This window comes from Streptomyces sp. NPDC051963 (assembly GCF_044593495.1).
Lineage (GTDB): Bacteria > Actinomycetota > Actinomycetes > Streptomycetales > Streptomycetaceae > Streptomyces.
This window is the reverse complement of record NZ_JBIUCC010000006.1, coordinates 51,247-71,556: the sequence shown is the minus strand read 5'-3', so window position 1 is coordinate 71,556 and position 20,310 is coordinate 51,247. Positions and strand designations below refer to the sequence as shown.

27 protein-coding genes are annotated in these 20,310 nt (G+C 68.7%); 13 read left to right on the top strand and 14 right to left on the bottom strand.

Going from position 1 to position 20,310, the window contains the following annotated elements; translation table 11 throughout:
* Window positions 1-22: 22 nt before the first annotated feature.
* From ACIHFB_RS24795 to ACIHFB_RS24780, 4 genes are read right to left on the bottom strand one after another with little or no spacing between them, the layout of a single operon-like run.
* Window positions 23-661: an ANTAR domain-containing protein gene (locus tag ACIHFB_RS24795; RefSeq protein WP_400127932.1), complete on the bottom strand. Its 639-nt coding sequence runs from the start codon at window positions 659-661 to the stop codon at window positions 23-25.
* Between the two features lie 31 nt (window positions 662-692).
* The gene (locus tag ACIHFB_RS24790) at window positions 693-1,535 is read right to left on the bottom strand and encodes a GAF and ANTAR domain-containing protein (RefSeq protein ID WP_400127931.1); all 843 of its coding nucleotides are present in this window, start codon (window positions 1,533-1,535) and stop codon (window positions 693-695) included.
* The gene (locus ACIHFB_RS24785; RefSeq protein WP_365281723.1) at window positions 1,523-1,951 is read right to left on the bottom strand and encodes a hypothetical protein; all 429 of its coding nucleotides are present in this window, start codon (window positions 1,949-1,951) and stop codon (window positions 1,523-1,525) included. Before ACIHFB_RS24785 ends, ACIHFB_RS24790 begins: the two co-directional genes overlap by 13 nt.
* A complete protein-coding gene (locus tag ACIHFB_RS24780; RefSeq protein WP_365281721.1) occupies window positions 1,938-2,081 on the bottom strand; it encodes a hypothetical protein in 144 nt (47 codons plus the stop codon). The genes ACIHFB_RS24785 and ACIHFB_RS24780 overlap by 14 nt, the downstream gene beginning before the upstream one ends.
* A 464-nt stretch (window positions 2,082-2,545) precedes the next feature.
* On the opposite strand from ACIHFB_RS24780, the gene ACIHFB_RS24775 reads away from it, so the two are divergent.
* Complete coding sequence (locus tag ACIHFB_RS24775; protein WP_400127930.1) at window positions 2,546-3,349, top strand: hypothetical protein; 804 nt, start codon at window positions 2,546-2,548, stop codon at window positions 3,347-3,349.
* A gap of 625 nt (window positions 3,350-3,974) precedes the next feature.
* On the opposite strand, the gene ACIHFB_RS24770 is transcribed toward ACIHFB_RS24775, so the two are convergent.
* From ACIHFB_RS24770 to ACIHFB_RS24750, 5 genes are all read right to left on the bottom strand, one after another.
* Complete coding sequence (locus ACIHFB_RS24770) at window positions 3,975-4,439, bottom strand: hypothetical protein (protein ID WP_400127929.1); 465 nt, start codon at window positions 4,437-4,439, stop codon at window positions 3,975-3,977.
* On the bottom strand, window positions 4,439-5,062 hold the full coding sequence (locus tag ACIHFB_RS24765; RefSeq protein ID WP_400127928.1) for a hypothetical protein: 624 nt from the start codon (window positions 5,060-5,062) through the stop codon (window positions 4,439-4,441). Before ACIHFB_RS24765 ends, ACIHFB_RS24770 begins: the two co-directional genes overlap by 1 nt.
* Before the next feature lie 130 nt (window positions 5,063-5,192).
* A complete protein-coding gene (locus ACIHFB_RS24760) occupies window positions 5,193-5,366 on the bottom strand; it encodes a CsbD family protein (RefSeq protein ID WP_365281714.1) in 174 nt (57 codons plus the stop codon).
* A gap of 60 nt (window positions 5,367-5,426) precedes the next feature.
* The gene (locus tag ACIHFB_RS24755) at window positions 5,427-5,609 is read right to left on the bottom strand and encodes a hydrophobic protein (protein ID WP_365281712.1); all 183 of its coding nucleotides are present in this window, start codon (window positions 5,607-5,609) and stop codon (window positions 5,427-5,429) included.
* A 117-nt stretch (window positions 5,610-5,726) separates the two neighbouring features.
* Window positions 5,727-5,939, bottom strand: a complete 213-nt coding sequence (locus ACIHFB_RS24750) for a hypothetical protein (protein ID WP_400127927.1) — start codon at window positions 5,937-5,939, stop codon at window positions 5,727-5,729.
* A 387-nt stretch (window positions 5,940-6,326) separates the two neighbouring features.
* On the opposite strand from ACIHFB_RS24750, the gene ACIHFB_RS24745 reads away from it, so the two are divergent.
* The 4 genes from ACIHFB_RS24745 to ACIHFB_RS24730 all read left to right on the top strand — a co-directional run bounded on the left by ACIHFB_RS24745 (window position 6,327) and on the right by ACIHFB_RS24730 (window position 7,839).
* Complete coding sequence (locus ACIHFB_RS24745) at window positions 6,327-6,605, top strand: hypothetical protein (protein ID WP_365281708.1); 279 nt, start codon at window positions 6,327-6,329, stop codon at window positions 6,603-6,605.
* Window positions 6,606-6,688: 83 nt separating this feature from the next.
* A complete protein-coding gene (locus ACIHFB_RS24740; RefSeq protein ID WP_400127926.1) occupies window positions 6,689-7,090 on the top strand; it encodes an ANTAR domain-containing protein in 402 nt (133 codons plus the stop codon).
* Window positions 7,087-7,443: a PRC-barrel domain-containing protein gene (locus tag ACIHFB_RS24735; protein WP_365281703.1), complete on the top strand. Its 357-nt coding sequence runs from the start codon at window positions 7,087-7,089 to the stop codon at window positions 7,441-7,443. Before ACIHFB_RS24740 ends, ACIHFB_RS24735 begins: the two co-directional genes overlap by 4 nt.
* Window positions 7,444-7,479: 36 nt before the next feature.
* Entirely contained in the window at window positions 7,480-7,839 is a 360-nt protein-coding gene (locus ACIHFB_RS24730) for an ANTAR domain-containing protein (protein ID WP_365281700.1), read from the top strand.
* A 192-nt stretch (window positions 7,840-8,031) separates the two neighbouring features.
* On the opposite strand, the gene ACIHFB_RS24725 is transcribed toward ACIHFB_RS24730, so the two are convergent.
* The gene (locus ACIHFB_RS24725; RefSeq protein ID WP_365281697.1) at window positions 8,032-9,411 is read right to left on the bottom strand and encodes a diacylglycerol kinase family protein; all 1,380 of its coding nucleotides are present in this window, start codon (window positions 9,409-9,411) and stop codon (window positions 8,032-8,034) included.
* A gap of 342 nt (window positions 9,412-9,753) precedes the next feature.
* Here ACIHFB_RS24725 and ACIHFB_RS24720 point away from each other — a divergent pair, with 342 nt between their 5' ends.
* Both ACIHFB_RS24720 and ACIHFB_RS24715 read left to right on the top strand, forming a co-directional pair.
* A complete protein-coding gene (locus ACIHFB_RS24720) occupies window positions 9,754-10,572 on the top strand; it encodes a SigB/SigF/SigG family RNA polymerase sigma factor (protein WP_365281694.1) in 819 nt (272 codons plus the stop codon).
* Complete coding sequence (locus ACIHFB_RS24715) at window positions 10,569-11,405, top strand: DUF1206 domain-containing protein (RefSeq protein WP_400127925.1); 837 nt, start codon at window positions 10,569-10,571, stop codon at window positions 11,403-11,405. The genes ACIHFB_RS24720 and ACIHFB_RS24715 overlap by 4 nt, the downstream gene beginning before the upstream one ends.
* Before the next feature lie 101 nt (window positions 11,406-11,506).
* Here the strand turns inward: ACIHFB_RS24715 and ACIHFB_RS24710 are convergent, their stop codons facing one another.
* The 3 genes from ACIHFB_RS24710 to ACIHFB_RS24700 all read right to left on the bottom strand — a co-directional run bounded on the left by ACIHFB_RS24710 (window position 11,507) and on the right by ACIHFB_RS24700 (window position 13,778).
* A complete protein-coding gene (locus ACIHFB_RS24710) occupies window positions 11,507-12,223 on the bottom strand; it encodes an ANTAR domain-containing protein (RefSeq protein WP_400127924.1) in 717 nt (238 codons plus the stop codon).
* 79 nt (window positions 12,224-12,302) lie between these two features.
* Complete coding sequence (locus tag ACIHFB_RS24705) at window positions 12,303-13,073, bottom strand: GAF and ANTAR domain-containing protein (RefSeq protein ID WP_400127923.1); 771 nt, start codon at window positions 13,071-13,073, stop codon at window positions 12,303-12,305.
* Window positions 13,074-13,547: 474 nt separating this feature from the next.
* A complete protein-coding gene (locus ACIHFB_RS24700) occupies window positions 13,548-13,778 on the bottom strand; it encodes a hypothetical protein (RefSeq protein WP_365288652.1) in 231 nt (76 codons plus the stop codon).
* Window positions 13,779-14,217: 439 nt separating this feature from the next.
* On the opposite strand from ACIHFB_RS24700, the gene ACIHFB_RS24695 reads away from it, so the two are divergent.
* Window positions 14,218-14,712: an Asp23/Gls24 family envelope stress response protein gene (locus ACIHFB_RS24695; RefSeq protein WP_400127922.1), complete on the top strand. Its 495-nt coding sequence runs from the start codon at window positions 14,218-14,220 to the stop codon at window positions 14,710-14,712.
* A gap of 214 nt (window positions 14,713-14,926) precedes the next feature.
* On the opposite strand, the gene ACIHFB_RS24690 is transcribed toward ACIHFB_RS24695, so the two are convergent.
* Window positions 14,927-15,109 carry a hypothetical protein gene (locus ACIHFB_RS24690; RefSeq protein WP_365288654.1) on the bottom strand — a complete coding sequence of 61 codons (183 nt, stop codon included), beginning with the start codon at window positions 15,107-15,109 and terminating at the stop codon, window positions 14,927-14,929.
* A gap of 630 nt (window positions 15,110-15,739) precedes the next feature.
* Here ACIHFB_RS24690 and ACIHFB_RS24685 point away from each other — a divergent pair.
* From ACIHFB_RS24685 to ACIHFB_RS24665, 5 genes are all read left to right on the top strand, one after another.
* Window positions 15,740-15,943, top strand: a complete 204-nt coding sequence (locus ACIHFB_RS24685; RefSeq protein WP_365288656.1) for a cold-shock protein — start codon at window positions 15,740-15,742, stop codon at window positions 15,941-15,943.
* A gap of 129 nt (window positions 15,944-16,072) precedes the next feature.
* The gene (locus tag ACIHFB_RS24680) at window positions 16,073-17,164 is read left to right on the top strand and encodes a fatty acid desaturase family protein (RefSeq protein ID WP_400127921.1); all 1,092 of its coding nucleotides are present in this window, start codon (window positions 16,073-16,075) and stop codon (window positions 17,162-17,164) included.
* Window positions 17,165-17,522: 358 nt separating this feature from the next.
* On the top strand, window positions 17,523-17,801 hold the full coding sequence (locus tag ACIHFB_RS24675) for a DUF6959 family protein (RefSeq protein WP_365288660.1): 279 nt from the start codon (window positions 17,523-17,525) through the stop codon (window positions 17,799-17,801).
* 85 nt (window positions 17,802-17,886) lie between these two features.
* Window positions 17,887-18,486: a transposase family protein gene (locus ACIHFB_RS24670; protein ID WP_400127920.1), complete on the top strand. Its 600-nt coding sequence runs from the start codon at window positions 17,887-17,889 to the stop codon at window positions 18,484-18,486.
* 1,242 nt (window positions 18,487-19,728) lie between these two features.
* The gene (locus tag ACIHFB_RS24665; RefSeq protein ID WP_400127919.1) at window positions 19,729-20,082 is read left to right on the top strand and encodes a hypothetical protein; all 354 of its coding nucleotides are present in this window, start codon (window positions 19,729-19,731) and stop codon (window positions 20,080-20,082) included.
* Window positions 20,083-20,310 lie beyond the last annotated feature (228 nt).

The following is a 20,310-nucleotide window of genomic DNA, read 5'->3' as shown; positions in this document are numbered from 1 at the left end:
AACCCTTCTTGCAGGGGTCTGGTCAGGAGTTTCCCGAACTGAGGCCGGGGAGGCGTTCGGTTTCGTCGATGAAGGCGCGGGCGACGTCCGGGAGGCGGCGGTTGTGGGAGCGGGCGTAGGCCCTCAGGGTGGTGAAGGCCCGTTCCATGTCCGTGTGGTGGCGTTCGGCGAGTTTTCCCTTGGCCTGCTCGATCAGGACGCGGCTGTTGAGGGCTGTCTGCAGCTGCTCGTTGAGGAGCGTGCTGCGCTTGGTGGTGCGTTGTGGCAGCAGGCTGACGGTGGCGACGTCGGCGAGGGCCTGAGCGAAGGGGGCAGCGGTGGGACTGATGGGCGCCGGGGCGGTGTGGAAGAGATTGAGGGCGCCGACGACCTCGTCGCGCAGGTCGTGAGCGGAGACCGCAATTCCGGAGTGGAAGCAGTCCAGGCAGGGGCCCTCGTGGTTCTGGAGCCGGAAGAGTTCCAGGAGGCGCACCCGTTCGTCGGAGGCGGCCATGACGTGCAGCACGCCATCGCGATCGGCGAGCAGGACTCCCGCCGCGTTCGCGTCGAGCAGGTCGACGCAGCGAGCGGTGAGCAGGTGCAGGAAGTCCATGAGGTCGAAGTCGGCGACGAGACTGTCCGTCAGCTCGACGAACGTCCTGGCCATCCGCTGCTCCTTCATCGAGCACACCTTTGTGTGTGGGGCGTGAGCATCAGGGCTCGTCTTCGGGGGGGCGGGCGTCCGGCGGTTGTGTGTCGGACGGAGTTGTGTCCGGGGGGAGGCGGAGCCGGTGGGCGACCACATCGGCGGCGACCACCGAGATCCGCGTCCCGTGGGCGTAGGCGTGGGCGCGCAGGCGGATGAAGGCTTCCTCGAAGCCGACGCCGAGCTGGACCATGAGGATGCCGGTGGCCTGGTCGATCTCGGTGCGGTAACCACCCAGGTCGTCGAAGGGAGTGGCGCCTGGCAGGTCGGTGGCGGACGTGCTCGGGGCACCCGCGTCGGTGCCGGACGCACTGGTGTCGAACGGGACACCCGTCTCACTGATCCGGGCATCGAGCAGAAGCAACGTGGCAGTGTCGGCGAAGGCCATCGCGTCGGCCACCTCGTCCGCGTCCAGCTCGACCGAGCTGCTGGAATACAGATCGAGTACGCCTGGACTGATCGCCCCGATCTGCAGGGGGAAGGCGAAGACCGCTTTCGCCCCGGCTTCCAGGGCCGCGTCGGCGAACACCGTCCAATGCCGCTGGAGTTCACCGGCCGACAGGTCCGGGCAGAGGACCGTCGAGCCGAGGACGTAGGCGTCCACGCACGGTCCCTCGCCCAGTGTGAGCTGGAGTTCTTCCAGCTGCTGACTTACGGAGTCGGTGCTGCACAGCGGATGACTCGCCCGGCCACGGGACATCGCGGACATCCCGGCCCCGACGACCGGCAGCGCCGCCACCGCCGCCGTACACACGTCGAGGACGCCGACTCGGGCGCCTCGCAGGGCCGCCTGCTCGGCCACGAGAGCTTGGATCCGCGCCGACCGGTTGCCGGGGATCACGGCGAGCACCGGGTCAAGGCGTGGTGATCAAGCCTCTCCGGCCTCGCCGCCGTTCGCATTCCCAAGGGGGGAGCCGGGATCAGGAACACGATCCCGTCGGCCGGCCTGCGGACGATTCCGACATCCTTCCAGCCCCAGGAACGGAGAGCGGCCAGGACCGGCTGGTCGGCCCGGTCCGCCAAGGCGACACCGAGTGCTGCCCGGTGCTCGGCGAGCAGCCGTTCCTGCAGCCGCCGGGCCACATCCCGGTGCCGCGCGTGCGGACGAACCAGGATCCCGGTGCAGGCGAAGGCGCGGTCGGCACCGGTGAGTCGACCGACGGCGATCGGGAGTGCTCCGTCGAATCCCCGCCGCCGGGAGCCGTCGTCGCGTACGGGGAATCCGAACGCGCACCGCACCGAGTTGGCTGCCTCAGCGGTCGGCATCGCGCACCCCGGCGGTGTGCGACAAGGCGTTGAGGGCGCCGCAGTCGCAGAAGGTCACGGCGGTGACATCGACGTCGGTGGCGCGGATGCCGTCGTGGCGGTAGACGTTCAGGATGGGTGGGACACTCATGGGCAGGGTGCCTCGGTTCACGAGACCGTGCCGGGCTCCCGGTACGGTCGTAACTGTCGTGCAGGCAGGTGAGTGACCGATCCAGCAGCCGGTGTTCCGGGGCGTAGGATCCAGCCGGTTCCCTCGGGGATGCGCGGGGCGAGCGGACGAGTGGTCCGCTCTCCGCAGGCATGTGAGCCAAGCAGCGGTGGCCCGCCGAGGTCTGGGACGTCCGTGCACAGCATAGTCCTGAGGCCGGTCCCACGGTTGGTCCGGGAGAGGGACGCCGCGATGTCTGCACGGCCGTGATCGCGGCTCCGATGCAGTGCCGCCCTGCCGTGTTACCCACCGACAGGGTGGTCACTGATCGCAGGTGACACCCCGTCAGCCGGGCAGTCGTCCCGTTGTTGGTCCTCGCTGTCCGCCATCACAGATGGTCACGGCGTCGAGGGGGGTCGGGGCTTCGGAACTATCAAGGGATATTCATGGAGAATCGCAGAGAAGAAGAGGGACGGGCGCCGAAGCGCAAGGTGCTCGACCTGACTGCTGTGCAGGTGGTGGCGAGCGCACTCGCGACGGTGGTGGGCGCGGTGCTGGCGTCCCTGCTGGGGGTGACCGGGACGATCATCGGCGCCGCTGTGGTCAGCGCCAGCGCGACCACCGGCGCAGCGGTGTTCTCGCATGCTTTCCGACGGACGGGCGAGGGGATCCGCAGCCGGGTGCCGCCGATAGGAGTGCCGAGGACGCCGGGCGAGGAGCGGGCGGAACACCGCGCGGACGCCCGGGCGGCGTTCGCATTACCGGCCGACCCTTCGGCTGTTGACGCGGTACGGCCCCGTACGTCCTCCGAAGGCGGGTCGGTCACCACCTATCGGGGTGGCTCCCTGCGGAGGTCCATCGGCTGGAAGAAGTACGCCCTGGCGACGGGCCTCGTGTTCGCCCTCGCGATGGTCACGGTGACCGCGGTGGAGCTGATCATGGGTAAGCCGGTAGCGGCCGTCGTCAAGAATGAGCCGGGCAGGGGAACTTCGGTGGGCGGTGGCTCGGCCGGTACCCCTGATCCCGCCGACAGCCGGACACCCAACCCGGGTGCCTCCAGTGGCACGGAGCTGCAGACGGGCAGCTCTGCCTCGCCGGACGCGAGTGCGGCGCCGGACACCAGCTCTGGTCCAGGCCCGAGTCACAGTCCCAGCCACAGCCCCAGTCCCAGCTCCAGTCCCAGGGCTTCGGCGTCGTCAGGGCTGTCCAGCAGCGGTGCCGCGAGCAGTTCCGACACCACCGCTCCTTGAGCGTTGACCGCAGAGAGAGAAGGCACGACTGATCCTGGGCCGGAGGGCTCGAACTCTCTCCGCAATATGTGTGCACTCGTCTGAAACACCGGCCTCCCCCCGGAGGTCGGCCGCACGCGCACTGTTCGCTCGGCAGGGGTGGCACTGGGCTGCTGGGTGAGGTCCGAGCCCCTGGCAGCAACTCATTGCTCCGATCCAGGGAGACGCGTGGTACACGCAGGTTTCGACAGCGCCTTCGTGAACTCTCGTTCGGCGAGAGCGGACTTGACCGCTGCAAATCGTCGACGCTGCCTCAACGGCGACGATGGGCCACGTCCGAGGCCTATGTCAGGGCATCGAGCAGACCGTGACGTGGCCCCTGTGCCAGTCGGCGATCGACCGTGGTGAGCGCCAACCGGCGTACGGCTGCCGACGCGGCAGTTGCCTCGGCCGCCTCACCCCACGGACATGCGGCCGCGTACGTGACCTGCGTACCGGCGAACCTCACGCCCCGGTCGGCCGGTTGAGCCGTACCAGCGGATCGGCGGCAACTGTTTCAGCGCAACACAGCCGCCGCAGTCCGACCGGTGTGATACAGGCACCGGTTTTCCTGCGGCGGCTGTGCTTCCTGCGGGGAGGGACGGTGTCACTGGCCGGCGGGCGCCGACATGTGCAGCAGCTGTTCGGTGATCTCCCGGTACTGCCTCAGCGCGAGCCGTAGTTCCTCGGTCTGCACGTCGGTGTCCGGGTCCTGCCAGCGTGCACGCAGGACGCGGCGCCGTTCTTTGAGGGTGTCGGTGAACTGTGTGGCGGCGTCGCCGAAGACTGCGTCGGCCGCCTCCACCGCCTGGCGAGGGCTCTCGACGAAGCTGGTCATGGCCTGTTGGAGACGCAGGGCGAGCTTGTCCCGTTCGCCCTGCGAGACCAGGTCCTGGCCTGGCTTGCGATCGGGGCTGTCGGTGCTGGTGCCGGGCTCGCGCGGTGCGTGACCGGATTCTGTGTGGAGTGTCCGCGGGGCGCGCTGCATCGCGGGATCCGGGCCTTCGGTCTTGGGTTGCTGATCCGGGCCCTCGGTCTGGGGTTGCCGTGCGTGTTCGGTGTTGTGCGACATCACGTGCTACTTCCCTTCGCGTGGCGTCGGTTCAGTGCCCGCGGTGCGTGGCCGTTGTCGTCGGGGGACGGCGGGCGGGGCCCGTCCGGGTCGGCCGGCTGTTCGGCGATCAGTGCCTCGAAGAGGCTTCTGGCTTCGACCATGGCCTCCCGCATCTCTTCCGTGCCGCTCTGGTCGCGGGCTGCGGTGTGCATGCTGCGGTAGCCCTGGACGTAGTCGGCGTGGTGGACGGACAGGGCGGCGACCTGGTCCTCGAACTGCCCGCCGTCGGGGAAGCCGCGATCCCTTGCCAGACTCGCCAGCAGCGCGTCCGCCTCGGCGACGGCCTGCTGCGGTGACTCGACGAACTGCTTCTGGATGGCAGCCCATTGCGCCACGTAGTGCTCGCGGGTATGGGGTGACAGCGGCTGCTCCGTGAGGGAGCCGTGCCGCTTGACGCGCTCGCCGAGTTCCTGTTCGGCGGCCTTGATGTCGCCGTCGTGGCGGGCGACGGCGCGGGCGTACTCGGGTCCGAAGCGTCGCTTCAGCCCGCGCCCGCCACCGCCGCCGGCTCGGCCGCGTCCGAAGTAGAGAAGGGTGGCCAGACCGATGACGATCACGGCGATGATCACGACGGTGAACATGGCCGCCTTCTTTGGCTCTCGTCTTGCACGTTGGGCTGCTTCATTGCCGTCAATTCCTGTCGGCTCATTGAGCATTGGGGCCTGCCGGGCGGTGTCCACGCGATGTGGGCACGGCCCGGGGCTAATGTGGTCACGGCCTGAAGGCGTCCTTGGCCTTGTCGCCTGACTGCTTCAGGTTTCCGGAGACCCGGTCGGTCCTGCCTTGCCGCTGTAGTCGCCTGTTGCGGGTGGTCCGGCCGATGCGTTCGGTGATCCGGCCCTTGAATGCCTGGGTCCTGTGCTTGATCGTCTGTCCGACGCTCATGGCTGTCCTCTGCTCGTTCGCTGAATGGGCTCCCGCGGGCGGGAGAGCGCTTGGTGCGGACTACCGGCGACTGCGGCCGTATCGGCGGCTGCCACCGCCGCGCCTGCCACCACCCCGACCGCGCATCGCGAAGCCGGCGAGCCAGACGACCAGCAGGACGGCAGCGACCCACCAGAGCATCTGCAGGGTGAAGCCGAACCCGAACACCACCAGGATCAGCAGGAAGAGAAGAATCCAGATCATCGCCGGGCCTCCAGATCGCGGGGATTTCCTGAGTTCCGCGGGGTCCGGGCGAAGCGGGAAGGAGGAATGCTGCCCCCGAACGATCCGGAGTGGCACAGCCCTACGCCGTGCCGTCAGTCAACGCCCGGCAACTTCCCTTGTCAACGCGGTGTCGTCACGGGGGAGTTCTGGGTGCTGGGCAGGGGCCGCTGCGACGAACGGGGCCTCGGCGGGAGCTTCGACCGGCTCGACCGGCGGCGCCGGCAGGATGTGGTCCTCCCACCAGGACAGGGTCATCACGGTGGCGAGCAGGACGAAGGGGGTCGAAGCCGGAAGGATCAGCGCGTACATGTGTACCGCCTGCGATGGGATGCGTGCGACGCGGCGGGCAACAGAGGGAGGATGCCCGCATGGGGCGCATCGAGGCTGCGCCAGGATCGCGTAGCGACGGCGAGTGCGGGAGCGGCCCGATGGGGGCGGGGCAGATTCCGGCACCGGTGCGCCAGGTGCGCCCTCGAAGGAGCGCAAGAGGTGATCGACGCTGCCGGGGGCTCGGGCCGTACCGCGCACGCTAGCTCCCGCCGCACACCTCTGAACAGACGGCAAGTGGCCATCCGGTCTCGGCGGCGGAAGACACTGACCTGGGCCGCTATCCGCAACCTCTGGGGAGGGCTAGTCTGTTCGAACAGGCCCCGGCCCCCGGCAGTCATGCTTTGTTCCGCTCCGGGGAGGCCCGGCGTGTTCCTTCTGCTTCTGATCCTCATCCTGGTCTTGTTCGGCCTCGGCTTCGTCAGCCCCCTCTGGTGGGTGGCCGCGGCCGTGTTGGTCTTCGGCGCCACACGCCACGGCCGTGATCGCGGGGGAGGCTGGATCAACGGCGACGGTTCCGATCTCGGGGACTACCGGGACTACCAGAACCGCCGGGATCGTCAGGACCGCTGGGACCGCCGCTACAGCCGTCAGCACCGTGCACGCTGGAAGCGCGAAGACCGTCGGGACCAGGAACGCCGTGGGTGACCGATGAAGTTGCCCGACATCCAGAGGTTCCGGGGCGGCTTCAGTCACACGGGACGCGCGGACATCGTAGAGAGGCGGATGCCATGCATCGCACAACCGTGCTCCCAAAGGATTGGTGGGATGTGGCGGCCGAGGCCCCGGTAGGGAATGCGGTCGGTCAGGATGTTGGGGCGCTGCGCGCCGAGATCGATCAGCTGCGGCGGGCACTGGCCGGCCGGGCGGTGATCGATCAAGCCGGAGGCATGGTGATGGTCCTGGCCCCCTGCCGCCGTGGGGTGGCCAGGAACCTGCTGGTGGACATGGCACGGCAGTGCAACACCAAACTTCCGGACGTGGCCGTGGCCATGGTCGCCGCCTGGGAGGGTGAGCCGCTCTCGCGGCTGATGCAGCAGGCGCTGCGGCATGCACTGCGGCGGCTTTACGCGGAAGACCGGGGATGCGACTCATCCCCGGCTGTGGAGCCGTCCGGAAGGGGAAGGTCATGATTCACGCAGCCGACGTCCGCGAATGGCGCAATCGTGATGTCGTCGACACGGAGGGCCACAAGATCGGTGTCCTGGAGGCGGTCTACGTGGACACCACCACGGACGAGCCGGCCATGGCCACGGTACGGGCCGGACTGCCCACTCGGCACCGTCTGCTTTTCGTTCCCATCGAGGACGCGATCGCCGGGCCGGGATATCTCAGGGTCGGCTATGTCAGAACGCTGGTGAGGCAGGCCCCTTCGATCGGCACCGACGACGTGCTGCCCGCCGAGCAGGAGGAAGCGATCTTCAAGCACTACGGACTGGCCTACAAGCCCGGTGCGGCCGGCGAACGGCAACTGGCACGCCGCTGATCCGCCTACGGACGGGATGACTGCCCTGTGAGGACCATGCGCCAGCTGACTACGCTTCGCGAAGAACGGCCGCTGTTGACGGCCGTGGCTTTGGCGGAGGAAGCGGCTCTACTGACCGAGGTCGTCGAACTACGCGCCAGGAATGAGCAGTTGTACCGCGCGCTGACGAGCCGCGCGGTGATCGACCAGGCACGTGGCATGGTGATGGCCCTGGCGCCGTGTTCCAGCGAGCCGGCATGGGACCTGCTGGTGGACGTGTCGCAGCACTGCAACATCAAGCTCCGTGACGTGGCCGCCGCTCTGGTCGCCACGACGGAGGACGAGGTGCTCCCGGAACCGATACGGCGGGAGCTGCGCCGGGGACTGCGGCGCATCCATCTGGCGGACCGGCGGTGACGGCCCGTGTGTCCGGCGGACGGCACCGGGAGCTGTGAGCTCAACTCTCCGGTGCCTTCGTCCACAACGGCCGTCGGACGCCTCCGTTGTGTAGCCCATCTGTTGGGACTCAAACATCGGCCTGCCTCTTCTCCGCCCCCGAAGCCGTTGAGCAGGCAGAACGCTCGAAGAGCGCCACCCCGCAGGCGGGGGTCACTGCGGTGGCGGCAGGTAGACGGTGAGCACACGTGTCGCTTTGTCGAGATGGAGTGTGCCGGCGGCCGGGCTTACTTCGCCGTCGCGGGTGTAGTCCTCTTCCTCGCCCAATCCGTCGATCCGCAGCCGGGTGACCGTAGTGGCCTGGTAGACGCGGGAGCGGGCGAGGGTTCCAGTGAGGAAGGCGGTGACGAGCCGGGTGCGGGCGAAGGAGTGGCTGCCGTCGACGGTGCGGATGTCGAGGAGTCCGTCGTTGAGGCTGCGGCGGTAGGAGGGCGCGAAGCCGGGCGGGTCGTAGCGGCTGTTGCCGGCGAAGAGCAGCCACAGCCGTCGGTGCCGTCCGTCGACGGTGACCTGGCTGGGGGTGCCGTCGGCGAGGACGCGGAGCAGACCGACGGCGAGGGCGGGCCACTTGCCCAGGCGTCTCTCGCGGGCTTCCCGGGCCCGGACGAGTTCGGGGTAGACGCCGATACTGAAGGTGTTGAGGAAGTACGTGCCGGCACCGTCGGCGGAGGTGACCCGGCCGAGGTCGACGGCTCCGCCGCAGCCCGCCTCCACGGCGTCGGCGGTGGACTTCAAGGTCGGAAGGCCGAGGTCGGTGGCGAAGTGGTTGAGGGTGCCGGCAGGGAACACGGCCAGTGGCAGTCCGCTCTCGGTGGCCCGGACGGCTGCCGCGTTGACCGTCCCGTCGCCGCCGACGACGCCGAGCGCGCCACCGCGGGCGAGCACGTCTTTGGCGGCTTGGTCGAGCACCAGGTGCAGGTCGACGCCACTCTCGGAGAGCCGTATGTCCGCCATCGGCAGGAGGATCCGTAGTTCGGCCTCGGCCGGGGTGTCGCCGCCCGCGTCGCTGTTGACGACCGCGATCAGCCCCAGACCCGCGGGAAGCGCGGGGACACGGACGTTCGGCCGGGCTGCGTCGGCGGGTTCGTCCACGTGCAGCGGCCACCAACGGCATGTCGCCGCCGCGACACCGACCCCGAGGACGGCGCCGACGAGAACATCACCGGGCGAATGCGTGCTGGTGCGGGCCCGAACGACGGCGGCCGCCGTGGCCAGGGGGATGAGCGCGGCGCCCAGCCAGGGCGATTCCAATGTGACGGCGGTTGCGAAGGCCGCGACGGCGGCCGCATGCCCGGACGGCAACGCCCGGGTGGCGGGCCGAGGCAGAAATCGGTGGCCGGCGGCCGACTTGGCGGCGACGCCGACGGCGGCGGAGGCAAGGGCGAGTGAGCCGGTGGCGCGCAGGGCGGCACGGCGTGCGCCACGGTTGCCTGACAGGCCCATGGCGGCCGCACCGGTCAGCCACGGCAGCAAGGGGTGGGCCGAGGCGATGCGCGCGAAGGGCCGTGCATCGAGTCCGCGGAGGTGTCTCATGCCGACTGCGTACCCGTAGCGGTGGCGATCACGCGGGCCGCCTGCCCGCACGAATCGGTCAAGGGCGCCTGCAGCGTGGTCAGTTGACCATCCGGTTCCGGAAAGACCGCCCAGGGGCATGTCATTCGGCTGGGCAGGCGGTGCCGTCCGGGCGGGGACGGCCCGTGGGCAGCCGAAGTTGCGTGACACAGAGCTTGTTTGAAAGCGGGCCGGCCGGGAATCCGTCCAACGTGCTTCAGACCGGAGGCACGCCCGTGGGAGCAGCAGTCGCTGCTCCCCAGCGCGCTGCGGTCTGCCCGCTCCCACGGTGAGTGACGCCACCGATCAGGGAGACACGTGCCCATGACGTACCAGCGCACGCAGAGTCCACAAAAAGCACGCCCCTACGACGACGCTCCGGACACCGAGGCCGCGTTCCGCCGTATCGCCGCTCTGCCGGACGGTCCGGAGCGGTCCGCGCTGCGGCAGGAGGCGGTGTGCGCCTGGATGCCGATGGCCGCACGGCTCGCCCGGCGCTTCCGTCATCGCGGCGAGACTCTCGAGGACCTCAACCAGGTCGCCCAACTCGGCCTGGTCAAGGCAGTGGCCCGCTTCGACCCCGGTCTCGGCACCGCCTTCCCGAGCTTTGCCATACCGACGATCCTCGGCGAGGTGAAGCGGCACTTCCGTGACGAACTCTGGATCGTGCATGTGCCGCGGCGCGTACAGGAACTGCGCGGCCAGGTCCGCGCCGCAGGTAATGAGTGCTCGTCGCTCAACGGCGACGAACCCTCCGTCCATGAGATCGCCGCGCACGCCGGACTCACCGAGGCGGAAGTACGTCTGGGACAGGGCGCCCTGGAGAGTTTCACCGCGCTGCCCCTGGACGCCGTATCCGGCCGCTTCGAGCACAGCCACCCACTGACCGACACCCTCGGTGACCTGGAGCCCGGCTTCGACCTGATCGTCAACCGCGAGGCGCTCCGCCCGCTGTTGCGAGCACTTCCCGAACGCGACCGGCAGATCCTCTATATGCGGTTCTTCTGCGAGATGACGCAGCACCGCATCGCTCTGCAGCTGGGTCTCTCGCAGATGCACGTCTCCCGTCTGATCACCCGCATCTGTGCCCGCCTGCGCGATCAGGTCATGGCCGACACCCACGCTCTGAGGCAGGCATCGTGACGACGTCCCGGGTGCACGGGCGGCGTCGGGCCGCCGGGTCCGATACCCGTCGCTTGGCGGAGAGGCGCACACTGACGGCCGCCGGACGGGCGGGCTTTGCCGCACGAGGCGTGGTGTACGTCCTCATCGGTGTACTGGCCGTCCGGATCGCCCTCGGTAACGGCGGCGAATCGGCGGACCGCCAGGGCGCGCTGGCCCAGATCGCGGCGCAGCCCTTCGGGAAGGCCATGTTGTGGGCGCTGGTCGTCGGCTTCGGCTGCATGGCGTTGTGGCGGGGCGCCCGCGCGGTCCTTGGCAGGGGGCCTCGGCGCAAAGCGGCCTCGCGAGTGTTTGACGGCGGACGGGCGCTCTTCTACGCCGCGATCTGCTGGGCGACCGCCGTGTACGCAGCCGGGGGCGGCAAGGGTTCCAGTGGCAATGCGCAGTCGCAGGGCTGGACGGCATCGGCGCTGAAGCTGCCGTACGGCCGGGTGCTGGTGGGTTCCGCGGGCTGCCTGCTGATCGGCATCGGCGCGGTACTCGCCGTCCGGGCGGCCATGCGGCGCTTCCTCAAGCAGCTGGACACCGGCACCATGAGCCACGGTACGAAGCAGGTCGTCACCGCTCTGGGCGTGGTCGGAGGCGTGGCACGGGGCATGGTGTTCGCCGCGGCCGGGATTTTCATCCTGGTGGCAGCCGTCCGCTTCGATCCGCATGAGGCCAAAGGCGTGGACGCCACGCTCCGCAGCTTCACGCAAACACCGGTGGGGCCATGGCTGCTGGTCGCCGTCGCCATCGGGCTGATTCTCTTCGGCGTCTTCTCCTTCGCCTCGGCTCGCTGGCGCCGTCTGTAGAACGGTGACCCAAGGCGGCGGTCCGCCATCTATCGCCACGCTCCCGAGTGTGGTTCTTCGTCCTCGGGCAGCTGCGTGCGGTCACCGCCTCGGCGACGGTGTCAGGAGCCCAGGCCGGGGAGGGGTTCGGTGTCGTCGATGAAGGCGCGGGCCAGTTCGGACAGGCGGCGGTTGTGGGCGCGGGCGTATCCGCGCAGGGTGGTGAAGGCCTGTTCCATGTCGATGCCCTGACGTTCGGCGAGTTTTCCCTTGGCCTGTTCGATCAGTACGCGGCTGTTCAGCGCGGTCTGCAGTTGTTCGTTGAGGGCGGTGCTGCGTTGGGTGGTGCGTTGCTGCAGGAGGCTGATGGTGGCGACGTCGGCGAGGGCCTGGGCGATGGGTGTGGCGGCGGGGTCGAAGGGGCCGGGGGTGATGCGGAAGAGGTTGAGGGCGCCGACGACCTCGTCGCGCAGACGCATCGGCAGCGCCTGGACCGCCCCGAAGCCGCTGCGTCGGGCCGTCACCGCGAAGCGCGGCCAGCGAGCGGTCTCGGTCCTGAGGTCGGAGACCGCCACGGGTGTGCCGGTGCGGAAGCATTCCAGGCAGGGGCCTTCGTCGTTTTGGAGCTGGAAGAGTTCCAGCAGGCGTACCCGTTCGTCGGAGGCGGCCATCACGCGCAGTTCGCCGTCCCGGTCGGCGAGCAGCACGCCTACGGCGCTTACGTCGAGCAGCCCCACGCAGCGGTCGGTGAGCAGGCGCAGGAAGTCGATCAGGTCGAAGTCGGCGACCAGGTTGTCGGCCAGCTCGACGAAGGTCTTGGCCAGGAGCTGCTGATTCATCGTTGGCACCCTCGATTGAGACTAGTCCCGCCGGGAGGGGGCGGGAAGTGCAGCACGTTCGTCGGACGGCGCCGGTCAGTCATGTTTCCTCGTCGGTCGGTTCGGGTTCCGGCTCCGGGGAGAAGCGGAGTCGGTGGGCCACCACGTCGGCGGCCACGTCGGCGAGCCGGCGTCCCTGCCCGTAGGCGTGGGCCCGCAGCCGTACGAAGGCTTCGTCGATGCCGATGCCGAGCTGGACGGTGAGGATGCCGGTGGCCTGGTCGATCTCCGCCCGGTATCCGCCCAGGTCCTCGACGTTCCGGTCGGGCGACCGCCTGCCGGCCGGCGCGTCCGTCTCGTCGATCCGCGCATCGAGCAGGAGCAGGGTGGCGAGATCCGCGAACGCCAGCGCGTCGGCCAGTTCCTCCGCGTCCAGCACCGTCGGCACCCCGGCGTACAGGTCCAGAACTCCCGGGATGATCGCTCCTGTCTGCAGCGGGAACGCGAACACCGCGCGTGCTCCCGCTTCCAGCGCCGCATCGGCGAACAGGGTCCAGCGGTCCTGCAGGTGACCGGTGAGCAGATCGGGCGTCAGAACGGGCGAGCCCTGCAGGAAGGCGTCCACACAGGGCCCCTCGCCCAGCATGAGCTGCAGCACCTCCAGTTGCTCGCTGATGTCGTCGGTGCTGCACAGCGGATGGCTCCCCGCAACCCTGGACATCGCCGACACACCGGCTCCACCGACCGGAAGCGCGGCCACGGCCGCGGTGCACACATCCACCACGCCCACCCGGCCACCACGTCGGGCCGCCTGCCCCGCGACCAGCACCTGAATCCGCGCCGACCGGCTGTCGGGCCTCAGCCGGACCACCGGTCCACACACCGCGAGCAAGTCCCCCCAGCCGCACCACGGTTCGTTCCCTGACCGGAAGGACCAGCACCCGGAGCAGCGTGGCGCTGATCGGCCCTCGGATCTCTCCCATGTCCAGCCACCCCCTGGAGCGGAGTGCGGTGAGGGTGGGGTGATCGGCCCCGAGCCACCAGAAGCCGTCGCTGCGCACCGGGAAGCCGAATGCGGATCCCACCCGGCTGTTCGTTTCCGCGGTCACCATGGCGAACCCCGGCCGACGGATCTCGGTGGTGAGATGGTTCAGGAAGGCCTGGCGGCCGGGCGGTCGGTACGCCTCACTGGGAGACGTCTCGCGGGAGTCCACGTACGGATCCGCGAGCCCCCCGCTCACGCCCTGCGCCTGCCAGCGGTTCACCCGACGTAACCGCACCGCGTCCGCGTCATACGGCACGCCGCCACTGGGCTTGTACGGCTGCCCTCGCTCCGACCGGGCTTTCACTGCACATCACCCGCGAGGACACAGGCAAGTGGAACGGGCTGGTGCGGCGGGGCTTGGGCGGCCGGATCCGGTGAGGTCGATGTCGATCGTGCGGTGCCGTCGCTCGGACACGACGCCAGTGCCGTGCGCACCAGCGGGGCCGATTCCAGGTCGAGCTCCCCGGCCAGGGTGATCAGTGCCCGATGCCTTCGGCCATGGCGGTAGACGGTGAACTGCGGGAGGGACATGACGCCTCGGTTCAGAAGACCATCCGGCAGTGCACGCGGTGACGCCGGGATTCCCGGCTCCTTGGCGCGCTGCCGGCAGGGGCGTACGTTCGGTGGAGGCGGAGCAATGGCCGGCCCGGCAGCCTGTGCGACAGGACAGCGGACCCACCCGGTTCCCTCCAGGGATGCGCCAGGTGACGGACGAAGAGTCCGCTCTCCGCAACCATCGGTGTGGAGCAACGACAAGCCGTCGAGGTCTGGGACGTCCGTACCTCAGCCTAGTCCCTCATCCGGTCCGACGGACGGCCGGAGGCCGCCATTCCCAGGATGTGGACAGGGTCAAACGCGGTGGCGCGCATATCCGGTGCCCTGCACGGTACTTGGGTCAGTAGCACGGAAGCAGCGGCCGACAGCCGCTCCGGTTCGGCAGCTCGTCGACTGCCCGAGGAGGTGGCTTCGCATGACGGAGCCGAACGGTTCAACCCTGCAGAAGTCCGATCCCGGTGAGCAGAGGACCGGCGTGGGCGCGATGCCGCAGACCGCACGACCCGGGCCTCAGGAACCGCCGGAGACCCGGGGCCGGACGACCATCGCGGACGGGGTGGTGGAGAAGATCGCCGGGATCGCCGCACGGGAGGTCCCCGGAATCCATGCGCTGGGCGGCGGATTCACCCGCACCATGGGCGCGGTGCGCGACCGGGTTCCGGGCGGGCACGCGAGCGTGGGGCGTGGCGTCAAGGTCGAGGTCGGTGAGAAGCAGACCGCCATCGACCTCCAGGTCGTCGTCGCATACGGGGTCAGCATCCGTGAGGTCGTCGCAGAGGTCCGCGAGAACGTGATCGCGGCGGTGGAACGGATGACGGGCCTGGAAGTCGTCGAGGTGGACATCGCGGTCAACGACGTGCACCTGCCGGACGAGGACACGCCGCAGACCAGCGAGGACCGGGTGCACTAGGGCCTCACCTCAGCAGACACAGGCGCGGCTGCCGGAGGCGGCGACCGCGCCGCGTCAGACAGCAAGGCGTGAACCTCGCCAGGCATGCCGATGACACCGACATGTCCCGGACGTACTGACCGGTCGCGAGGCCTGCAGCGGCAAGACCTCCGTCGCATCGTTCCTGCCGGCAATGGGACAGCCACCGACCGGGCGACGGAACGCATCACCTTGCTCAGCGCCGACGTCCACCACCCCGGGAGGGCCAGCCGGCCCCCACGCCGGCCAAGTGCACGGCAAGGACGGCGAGTCCGACGAACATGAGGCTAGTCGGGCTGAAGATCACCTCGGTCGTCGTCTCGGTGACGCGAATGATGAAGGCGATGACGAAGAGCGCACCCGCCACGAATGCAAGCATCTGACTTCTCCTGCCGATGGACGGCGAACCACACGTGACCCCGGTGGCTGCACCGCTGCCTGCTGGCTTCCCCGGACAACGCCGATCAGTCACGCACATCCTGCGCGAAGCCGAACGCCTCGGTCCCGCCACCCACGATGGTCAGCACGACCTCGCCGCAGACATCCGCTACCGCGAGGCGCGGAACAGGGCATGGAGGCCGGCGCGAGGATACGAGCCAGGAGGCATGGTGCGGTCCTGTCTTGCCGGTCCGATGTGCTCCGGCCATTGCCGTTCTCCGAGGGCGGCGCCGCAACGGATGACGGCATGCGAGGTGCGCTCGGTGCCGCGACCGTACACCCCTTCGGACCCGGAGCGAGCTGCACGCCGTCGCTGAGCGCCAGGCGTCACCGGCCCCTTCCCCGTCCAGGCAGCCACCCTGCCGGGCGCAGGGAACCTTCGCGGCGCTCCGGACGTTGAAGTCGGTGGTTGTAGTTGAAGTTTGCGAACGTGGAAGCGCCCGCGGAGTTCTGACAGCGGGCTTTTCGTGGTTATTTGGGGGAGTTCTCTTCGACGGCCGACGACCAGCAGCCCGGGATCGCGCGAGCAGTGCGCATTCCGCCCTACTCGTCAGCTCGAAGGAGACATCACATGGCTCAAGGAACCGTGAAGTGGTTCAACCCGGACAAGGGTTTCGGCTTCATCGCCCCCGATGACGGCGGCGCCGACATCTTCGTCCACCACTCGGCAACCGACACGGGTGGTTTCCGCTCCCTGGAGGAGAACCAGCGGGTGGAGTTCACCGCCAGCCATGGGCCCAAGGGCATGCAGGCCGACCAGGCCCGCGCGCTCTGAGGACACCCTTTGCCGAGGCAGGCCCGCACCGCGGGCCTGCCTCGAGCTGTTTCCATACGGGCTTCCCGCATCCGGCGCCTTGCCCCCGCGCCGTCGGCACCGGTCCGCGCGCACCCCGAGAGGAAAAACGTGACCACTGACATCATCAACCGGGGCACCGGTCCGGCGGACCACGCCGAGACCACGAACCCCCCGCCCGGCGGCCGGGGCAGCGACTACGCCGTGCTGTCCCGCGAGGTACAGCGGAGCGGGCTGCTGAAGCGGCGACCCGGCTACTACTCCGTCAAGATCGGGGCGAACCTGCTCCTGCTGGCCGCCGGCTGGACCGCCTTCGCCCTGCTGGGGCAGTCGTGGTGGCAGCTGCTGACCGCCGCCTTCCTCGCCGTGATGTTCACCCAGACCGGGTTCATCGGGCACGATGCCGGCCACCACCAGATCGCCGCCTCCAAGCGCGTCAACAACCTGCTCGGCCGCGTGCACGCCGACCTGCTGATCGGCCTCAGCTACGGCTGGTGGGTCTCCAAGCACAACCGGCACCACTCCCACCCGAATTACGTCGACCGCGACCCCGACATCGCCGACGGCGCGATCGCCTTCACGCAGGACCACGCCCGCGCCCGCCGCGGACCGCACGCCTGGCTGGCTCGCCACCAGGCCTGGCTGTTCTTCCCCATGCTGCTTCTGGAAGGACTCGCCCTGCACGTCGCCGGCGTACGGGCATCGCTCGACCGCACCGGTACCGCGACCTCGCGGGCGGCGAAACTGGCCGAGGCGGGCCTGCTGGCGGCGCATCTCGGCGGCTATCTCGCCGCCGTGTTCTGGGTACTGCCGCCCCTTCAAGCCGTGTGCTTCCTCCTCGTGCACCAAGGGCTGTTCGGGCTCTACATGGGATGCTCCTTCGCCCCCAATCACAAGGGCATGCCCATCTTCGCCAAGGACGACAAGATCGATTTCCTGCGTCGGCAGGTACTGACCTCACGGAACATCCGAGGCCGCCGGCTCACCGACTTCGCGCTCGGCGGACTGAACTACCAGATCGAACACCACCTGTTCCCCTCCATGCCGCGGCCCAGCCTGCGCCATGCCCAAGAACTCGTGCGCGCGTGCTGTGCTCGGCACGGCATCGCCTACTACGAGACCGGACTCCTCAACTCCTACGCTCAAGTGCTGCGGCACCTCCAAGCGGTCGGCGGCTCCCTGCGCCCCGAACTGGAGTACTGACTCCGCGGCCGCCCCGGTGTCGCTTTCGGAGCCGGCGGCGCCGACGTCACAAACCGTGGCCGAAGGGGTCGGGCTGGGTGTCGCGCGCACGTTCCCGCGCGGCTGGCCCGTCCCGGCACACATCTCGTGCCCGGTCATGTGATCACGCGGCACGGTCGCTCATCATTCCCTGGCGGTCGGCGTCCGTCCCGAAACAGCCGCACGGCGTCACGGGCGTTCACTTTGACGTGTACGTCCGGTGTGGTTGCTCACAGGGGCGGGCCCGCCTCATGGATCGCATGGATGCTCTGCGTGACGGCGATCTTGCACGTGATGACTACGCCTGGAGAAGGGGGCGGGTCTCAGGTTGGATGACCGGATGGAACGTGTCGAGGCTGAGCTGTTCACAGATCCGGGGAACGACGCGGTCGTCCGTCTGCCCCCGCGTAATTTTCCGGGCGTCCTGATTCAGGGCGATTCCCTTTCGATCATTCGCGCCGAAATCGCCGAAATCGTAGAAGCCTGCGACCAGGGCGACGTCGGTGAAGCTCGCGAGGCGGCGGCCATCCTCCTATCCAACGTCGACGAACTGCTGGCCCGCTACACAGCGGCTCTGAAGGCTCACGACATCCCGATCCCCTTCTACCAGGCTCCCTGAGCGCTCAGTTGCAGCCCGTCGCACCTGGCAGCATGCGCTGAAGGCCGGAGATTGCAGGACCGTTCCGCCAGGGGATCACGTCGTCATGAAGCCGGAGACGCTCGAAGACGTCCTCTTCCAGGGCCTGAACCTTGCAGTGCGGCAGGCCGTGGTAGTGGATGACGGCTTGATGATCGACGCGACGGGCTGCGGGCCGCCAGGAGCATGCCCTCAGTGTCAGCAGCCCGCCGCACGCGTTCACAGCCGGTACTGGCGTCACACAGCCGGGCTCCCCGTCAGCAGCCACCGGCTGATCGTCCGTCTCCGCGTGCGCCGGTTCTTCTGCGATCAAGTCCGGTGCCCGCGCCGGACTTTCGTGGAACAGGTATCGGGCATGAGCGAGCCACGACGCCGCAGTTCGACAGCGGCGCGATCGGCGATGCACGCGGTTTCCGTGGAGCTCGGCGGCCGACCGGGCGCCCGCCTCAGCACGAAACTGCGGCTCTACGGCCGACGGACAACCAACCTGGGACAGTTGACCGCTCCGCCTGTGCCAGCACGGGCCTCACGGATCCTCGGCATCGACGAGTTCGCCTTCCGCAAGGGTCGGACCTACGGCACCGTTCTCGTCGACATCGAATCCTCCCGGCCGGTGGACGTGTTGCCCGATCGAGAGACTGGCACGGTCGCCGCCTGGCTCCAGTAGCACCCCGGCGCCGAGATCATCTGCCGGGACCGCCTGATGGCGTTCACCAAGGCCATCAGGCAGGCCGCCCCTGACGCGCTGGAGGTGGCAGATCGCTGGTACCTCCTCCAGAACCTCTCGACGGCCGTCGAGAAGACTTGCCGACGGCACCGTGAGTGCCTTCGGCAGCCGGCCGGAGCAGAGGCCATCCCACCGTTGGCCACACGTGAGAGTCCGCTCCTGGAACGGGTTCGACGACGCCACGCGGAGGTCAACGAGCTCGCCTCCACCGGTCTGTCGCTCAGCGCCATCGGCCCCAGTCTGCAACTGGACCGCAAGACAGTCCGGCGCTACCGGAACAAGGACCTCGCAGGGCTCCTCTCCTCGGCGCAGGACCGCGGGCACGGTGTCCTCGACCCGTTCATCGAGCACGTGCAGCACCGCTTCCAGGCGGGCTGCACCAGTTCGATGCAGCTCTATCGCGAGGTGTCTGCCCTGGGCTACACCGGCGGGTACCACGTCGTGAACCGCTACGTGGCGGCCATGCGGAAGGGCGTCGCGACCCCCCATCCGGGCAGTGACACCCAGCCCTCGCGACATCACCTCATGGATCATGCGGTCCGAGGAGACACTCAGCCCCTTGGACATCGCCCAGCTGGAAACTGTCCGCAACGCCTGCCCTGGAGACCGCTTCGGTCTCTGACCTCGCGCGGGACTTCACGGACATGCTCCGCCATCGCCGCGGCCACCTGCTCCGGGACTGGATCCAGAAGGCCGAGCTGGGCGGCCCGTACGCCATCGGCATCTTCGCCGACTCCATCCGCCAGGACCTCCAGGCCGTCACTGCCGGCCTCACCTTGGCCCTACAGCTCCGGCATCGTCGAAGGCCACGTCAACAGAATCAAAACGATCAAACGGCAAATGTATGGTCGAGCCTCGTTCGCTCTGCTCAGAGCCCGCGTCCTCCTTCAGCCGTAGTCATCACGGAAGAGCGGTCAGAACCAAGTAGGACGCTCAGTCACAGGTAGGTGGCCAGGGATGAGGGGAGGCCGCTGGCGAGCAGCCGTGTTCAAGGGGCGCATGGCCGTTCTGCTCAGAGATAGTTGGCCACTGTGGTCTCGACATTGGCCCGTCTCGGCGGGGGGTGGTCAGCAGCGCGTACCGTCCGCCGCCCTCGCATCCAGTCCCATCCTCGGTCTGCATCACTCTTGCTCCGGCAGCTGGGCTGTGGCTGACTGGCAACGGCGCCGAGGGGGAGTGGGCATGGGCAGCTGGGTCGTGATCGCGGAGTACTACAGCGACGTGTACAGGACCGAGTTCATCTGCCGTGGGCAGGAAACGAAGGATCAGGCGCTGAAGGCACTCCGTGCTGCCGTACACACGTATGTACCGAGCAAGAATATCGTCGAGAAACGGCGTCACGTGTACCGCTTCGCCGACCAGGAGTCATACCTGGTGGTGATCAAAGGCAAGCTGACGGAGTGGGAGTGCACCCTGCGCATCGCGGAGCTGGTCTCGGACTCGACCGACCCGGCCGTGGCCAAGCGGGCGCAGATGGACGACGGCGCGGTAGAGCCGGCCGACGGGCAGCAGGACCGGATCCCGCCCGGCTACTGAGCGAACAGACCGAACTCCGCTCGAGTCAGTCCCCCTGCGCAGAAACCGCGGTCGTGTGTTCAGCCGGTCAACCGCGGCGCTCAAGCGACCAAATCAAGCACTCAGCGACCAGATCTGCCGCTCAGCCACAGCCCAAATGCCGCAGGACTCAAGTGGCTTCCCAATGGAGAAGTCAAGCCGTGTGTGCGGGGAGTCATAAACCCCGTTGAGACCGTTCGTGATCTCTCC

Bases quoted from the DNA above. Each gene is read 5' to 3' on its own strand.
- ACIHFB_RS24785 (WP_365281723.1), bottom strand. From the start codon at position 1,951: ATGCCGACCGCTGAGGCAGCCAACTCGGTGCGGTGCGCGTTCGGATTC.
- ACIHFB_RS24725 (WP_365281697.1), bottom strand. From the start codon at position 9,411: ATGAGACACCTCCGCGGACTCGATGCACGGCCCTTCGCGCGCATCGCC.
- ACIHFB_RS24685 (WP_365288656.1), top strand. From the start codon at position 15,740: ATGGCTCAAGGAACCGTGAAGTGGTTCAACCCGGACAAGGGTTTCGGC.
- ACIHFB_RS24670 (WP_400127920.1), top strand. From the start codon at position 17,887: ATGAAGCCGGAGACGCTCGAAGACGTCCTCTTCCAGGGCCTGAACCTT.
- ACIHFB_RS24775 (WP_400127930.1), top strand. From the start codon at position 2,546: ATGGAGAATCGCAGAGAAGAAGAGGGACGGGCGCCGAAGCGCAAGGTG.
- ACIHFB_RS24795 (WP_400127932.1), bottom strand. From the start codon at position 661: ATGAAGGAGCAGCGGATGGCCAGGACGTTCGTCGAGCTGACGGACAGT.
- ACIHFB_RS24750 (WP_400127927.1), bottom strand. From the start codon at position 5,939: ATGTACGCGCTGATCCTTCCGGCTTCGACCCCCTTCGTCCTGCTCGCC.
- ACIHFB_RS24740 (WP_400127926.1), top strand. From the start codon at position 6,689: ATGCATCGCACAACCGTGCTCCCAAAGGATTGGTGGGATGTGGCGGCC.
- ACIHFB_RS24710 (WP_400127924.1), bottom strand. From the start codon at position 12,223: ATGAATCAGCAGCTCCTGGCCAAGACCTTCGTCGAGCTGGCCGACAAC.
- ACIHFB_RS24665 (WP_400127919.1), top strand. From the start codon at position 19,729: ATGGGCAGCTGGGTCGTGATCGCGGAGTACTACAGCGACGTGTACAGG.
- ACIHFB_RS24735 (WP_365281703.1), top strand. From the start codon at position 7,087: ATGATTCACGCAGCCGACGTCCGCGAATGGCGCAATCGTGATGTCGTC.
- ACIHFB_RS24770 (WP_400127929.1), bottom strand. From the start codon at position 4,439: ATGTCGCACAACACCGAACACGCACGGCAACCCCAGACCGAGGGCCCG.
- ACIHFB_RS24720 (WP_365281694.1), top strand. From the start codon at position 9,754: ATGACGTACCAGCGCACGCAGAGTCCACAAAAAGCACGCCCCTACGAC.
- ACIHFB_RS24730 (WP_365281700.1), top strand. From the start codon at position 7,480: ATGCGCCAGCTGACTACGCTTCGCGAAGAACGGCCGCTGTTGACGGCC.
- ACIHFB_RS24695 (WP_400127922.1), top strand. From the start codon at position 14,218: ATGACGGAGCCGAACGGTTCAACCCTGCAGAAGTCCGATCCCGGTGAG.
- ACIHFB_RS24690 (WP_365288654.1), bottom strand. From the start codon at position 15,109: ATGCTTGCATTCGTGGCGGGTGCGCTCTTCGTCATCGCCTTCATCATT.
- ACIHFB_RS24755 (WP_365281712.1), bottom strand. From the start codon at position 5,609: ATGATCTGGATTCTTCTCTTCCTGCTGATCCTGGTGGTGTTCGGGTTC.
- ACIHFB_RS24675 (WP_365288660.1), top strand. From the start codon at position 17,523: ATGGAACGTGTCGAGGCTGAGCTGTTCACAGATCCGGGGAACGACGCG.
- ACIHFB_RS24765 (WP_400127928.1), bottom strand. From the start codon at position 5,062: ATGTTCACCGTCGTGATCATCGCCGTGATCGTCATCGGTCTGGCCACC.
- ACIHFB_RS24700 (WP_365288652.1), bottom strand. From the start codon at position 13,778: ATGTCCCTCCCGCAGTTCACCGTCTACCGCCATGGCCGAAGGCATCGG.
- ACIHFB_RS24760 (WP_365281714.1), bottom strand. From the start codon at position 5,366: ATGAGCGTCGGACAGACGATCAAGCACAGGACCCAGGCATTCAAGGGC.
- ACIHFB_RS24780 (WP_365281721.1), bottom strand. From the start codon at position 2,081: ATGAGTGTCCCACCCATCCTGAACGTCTACCGCCACGACGGCATCCGC.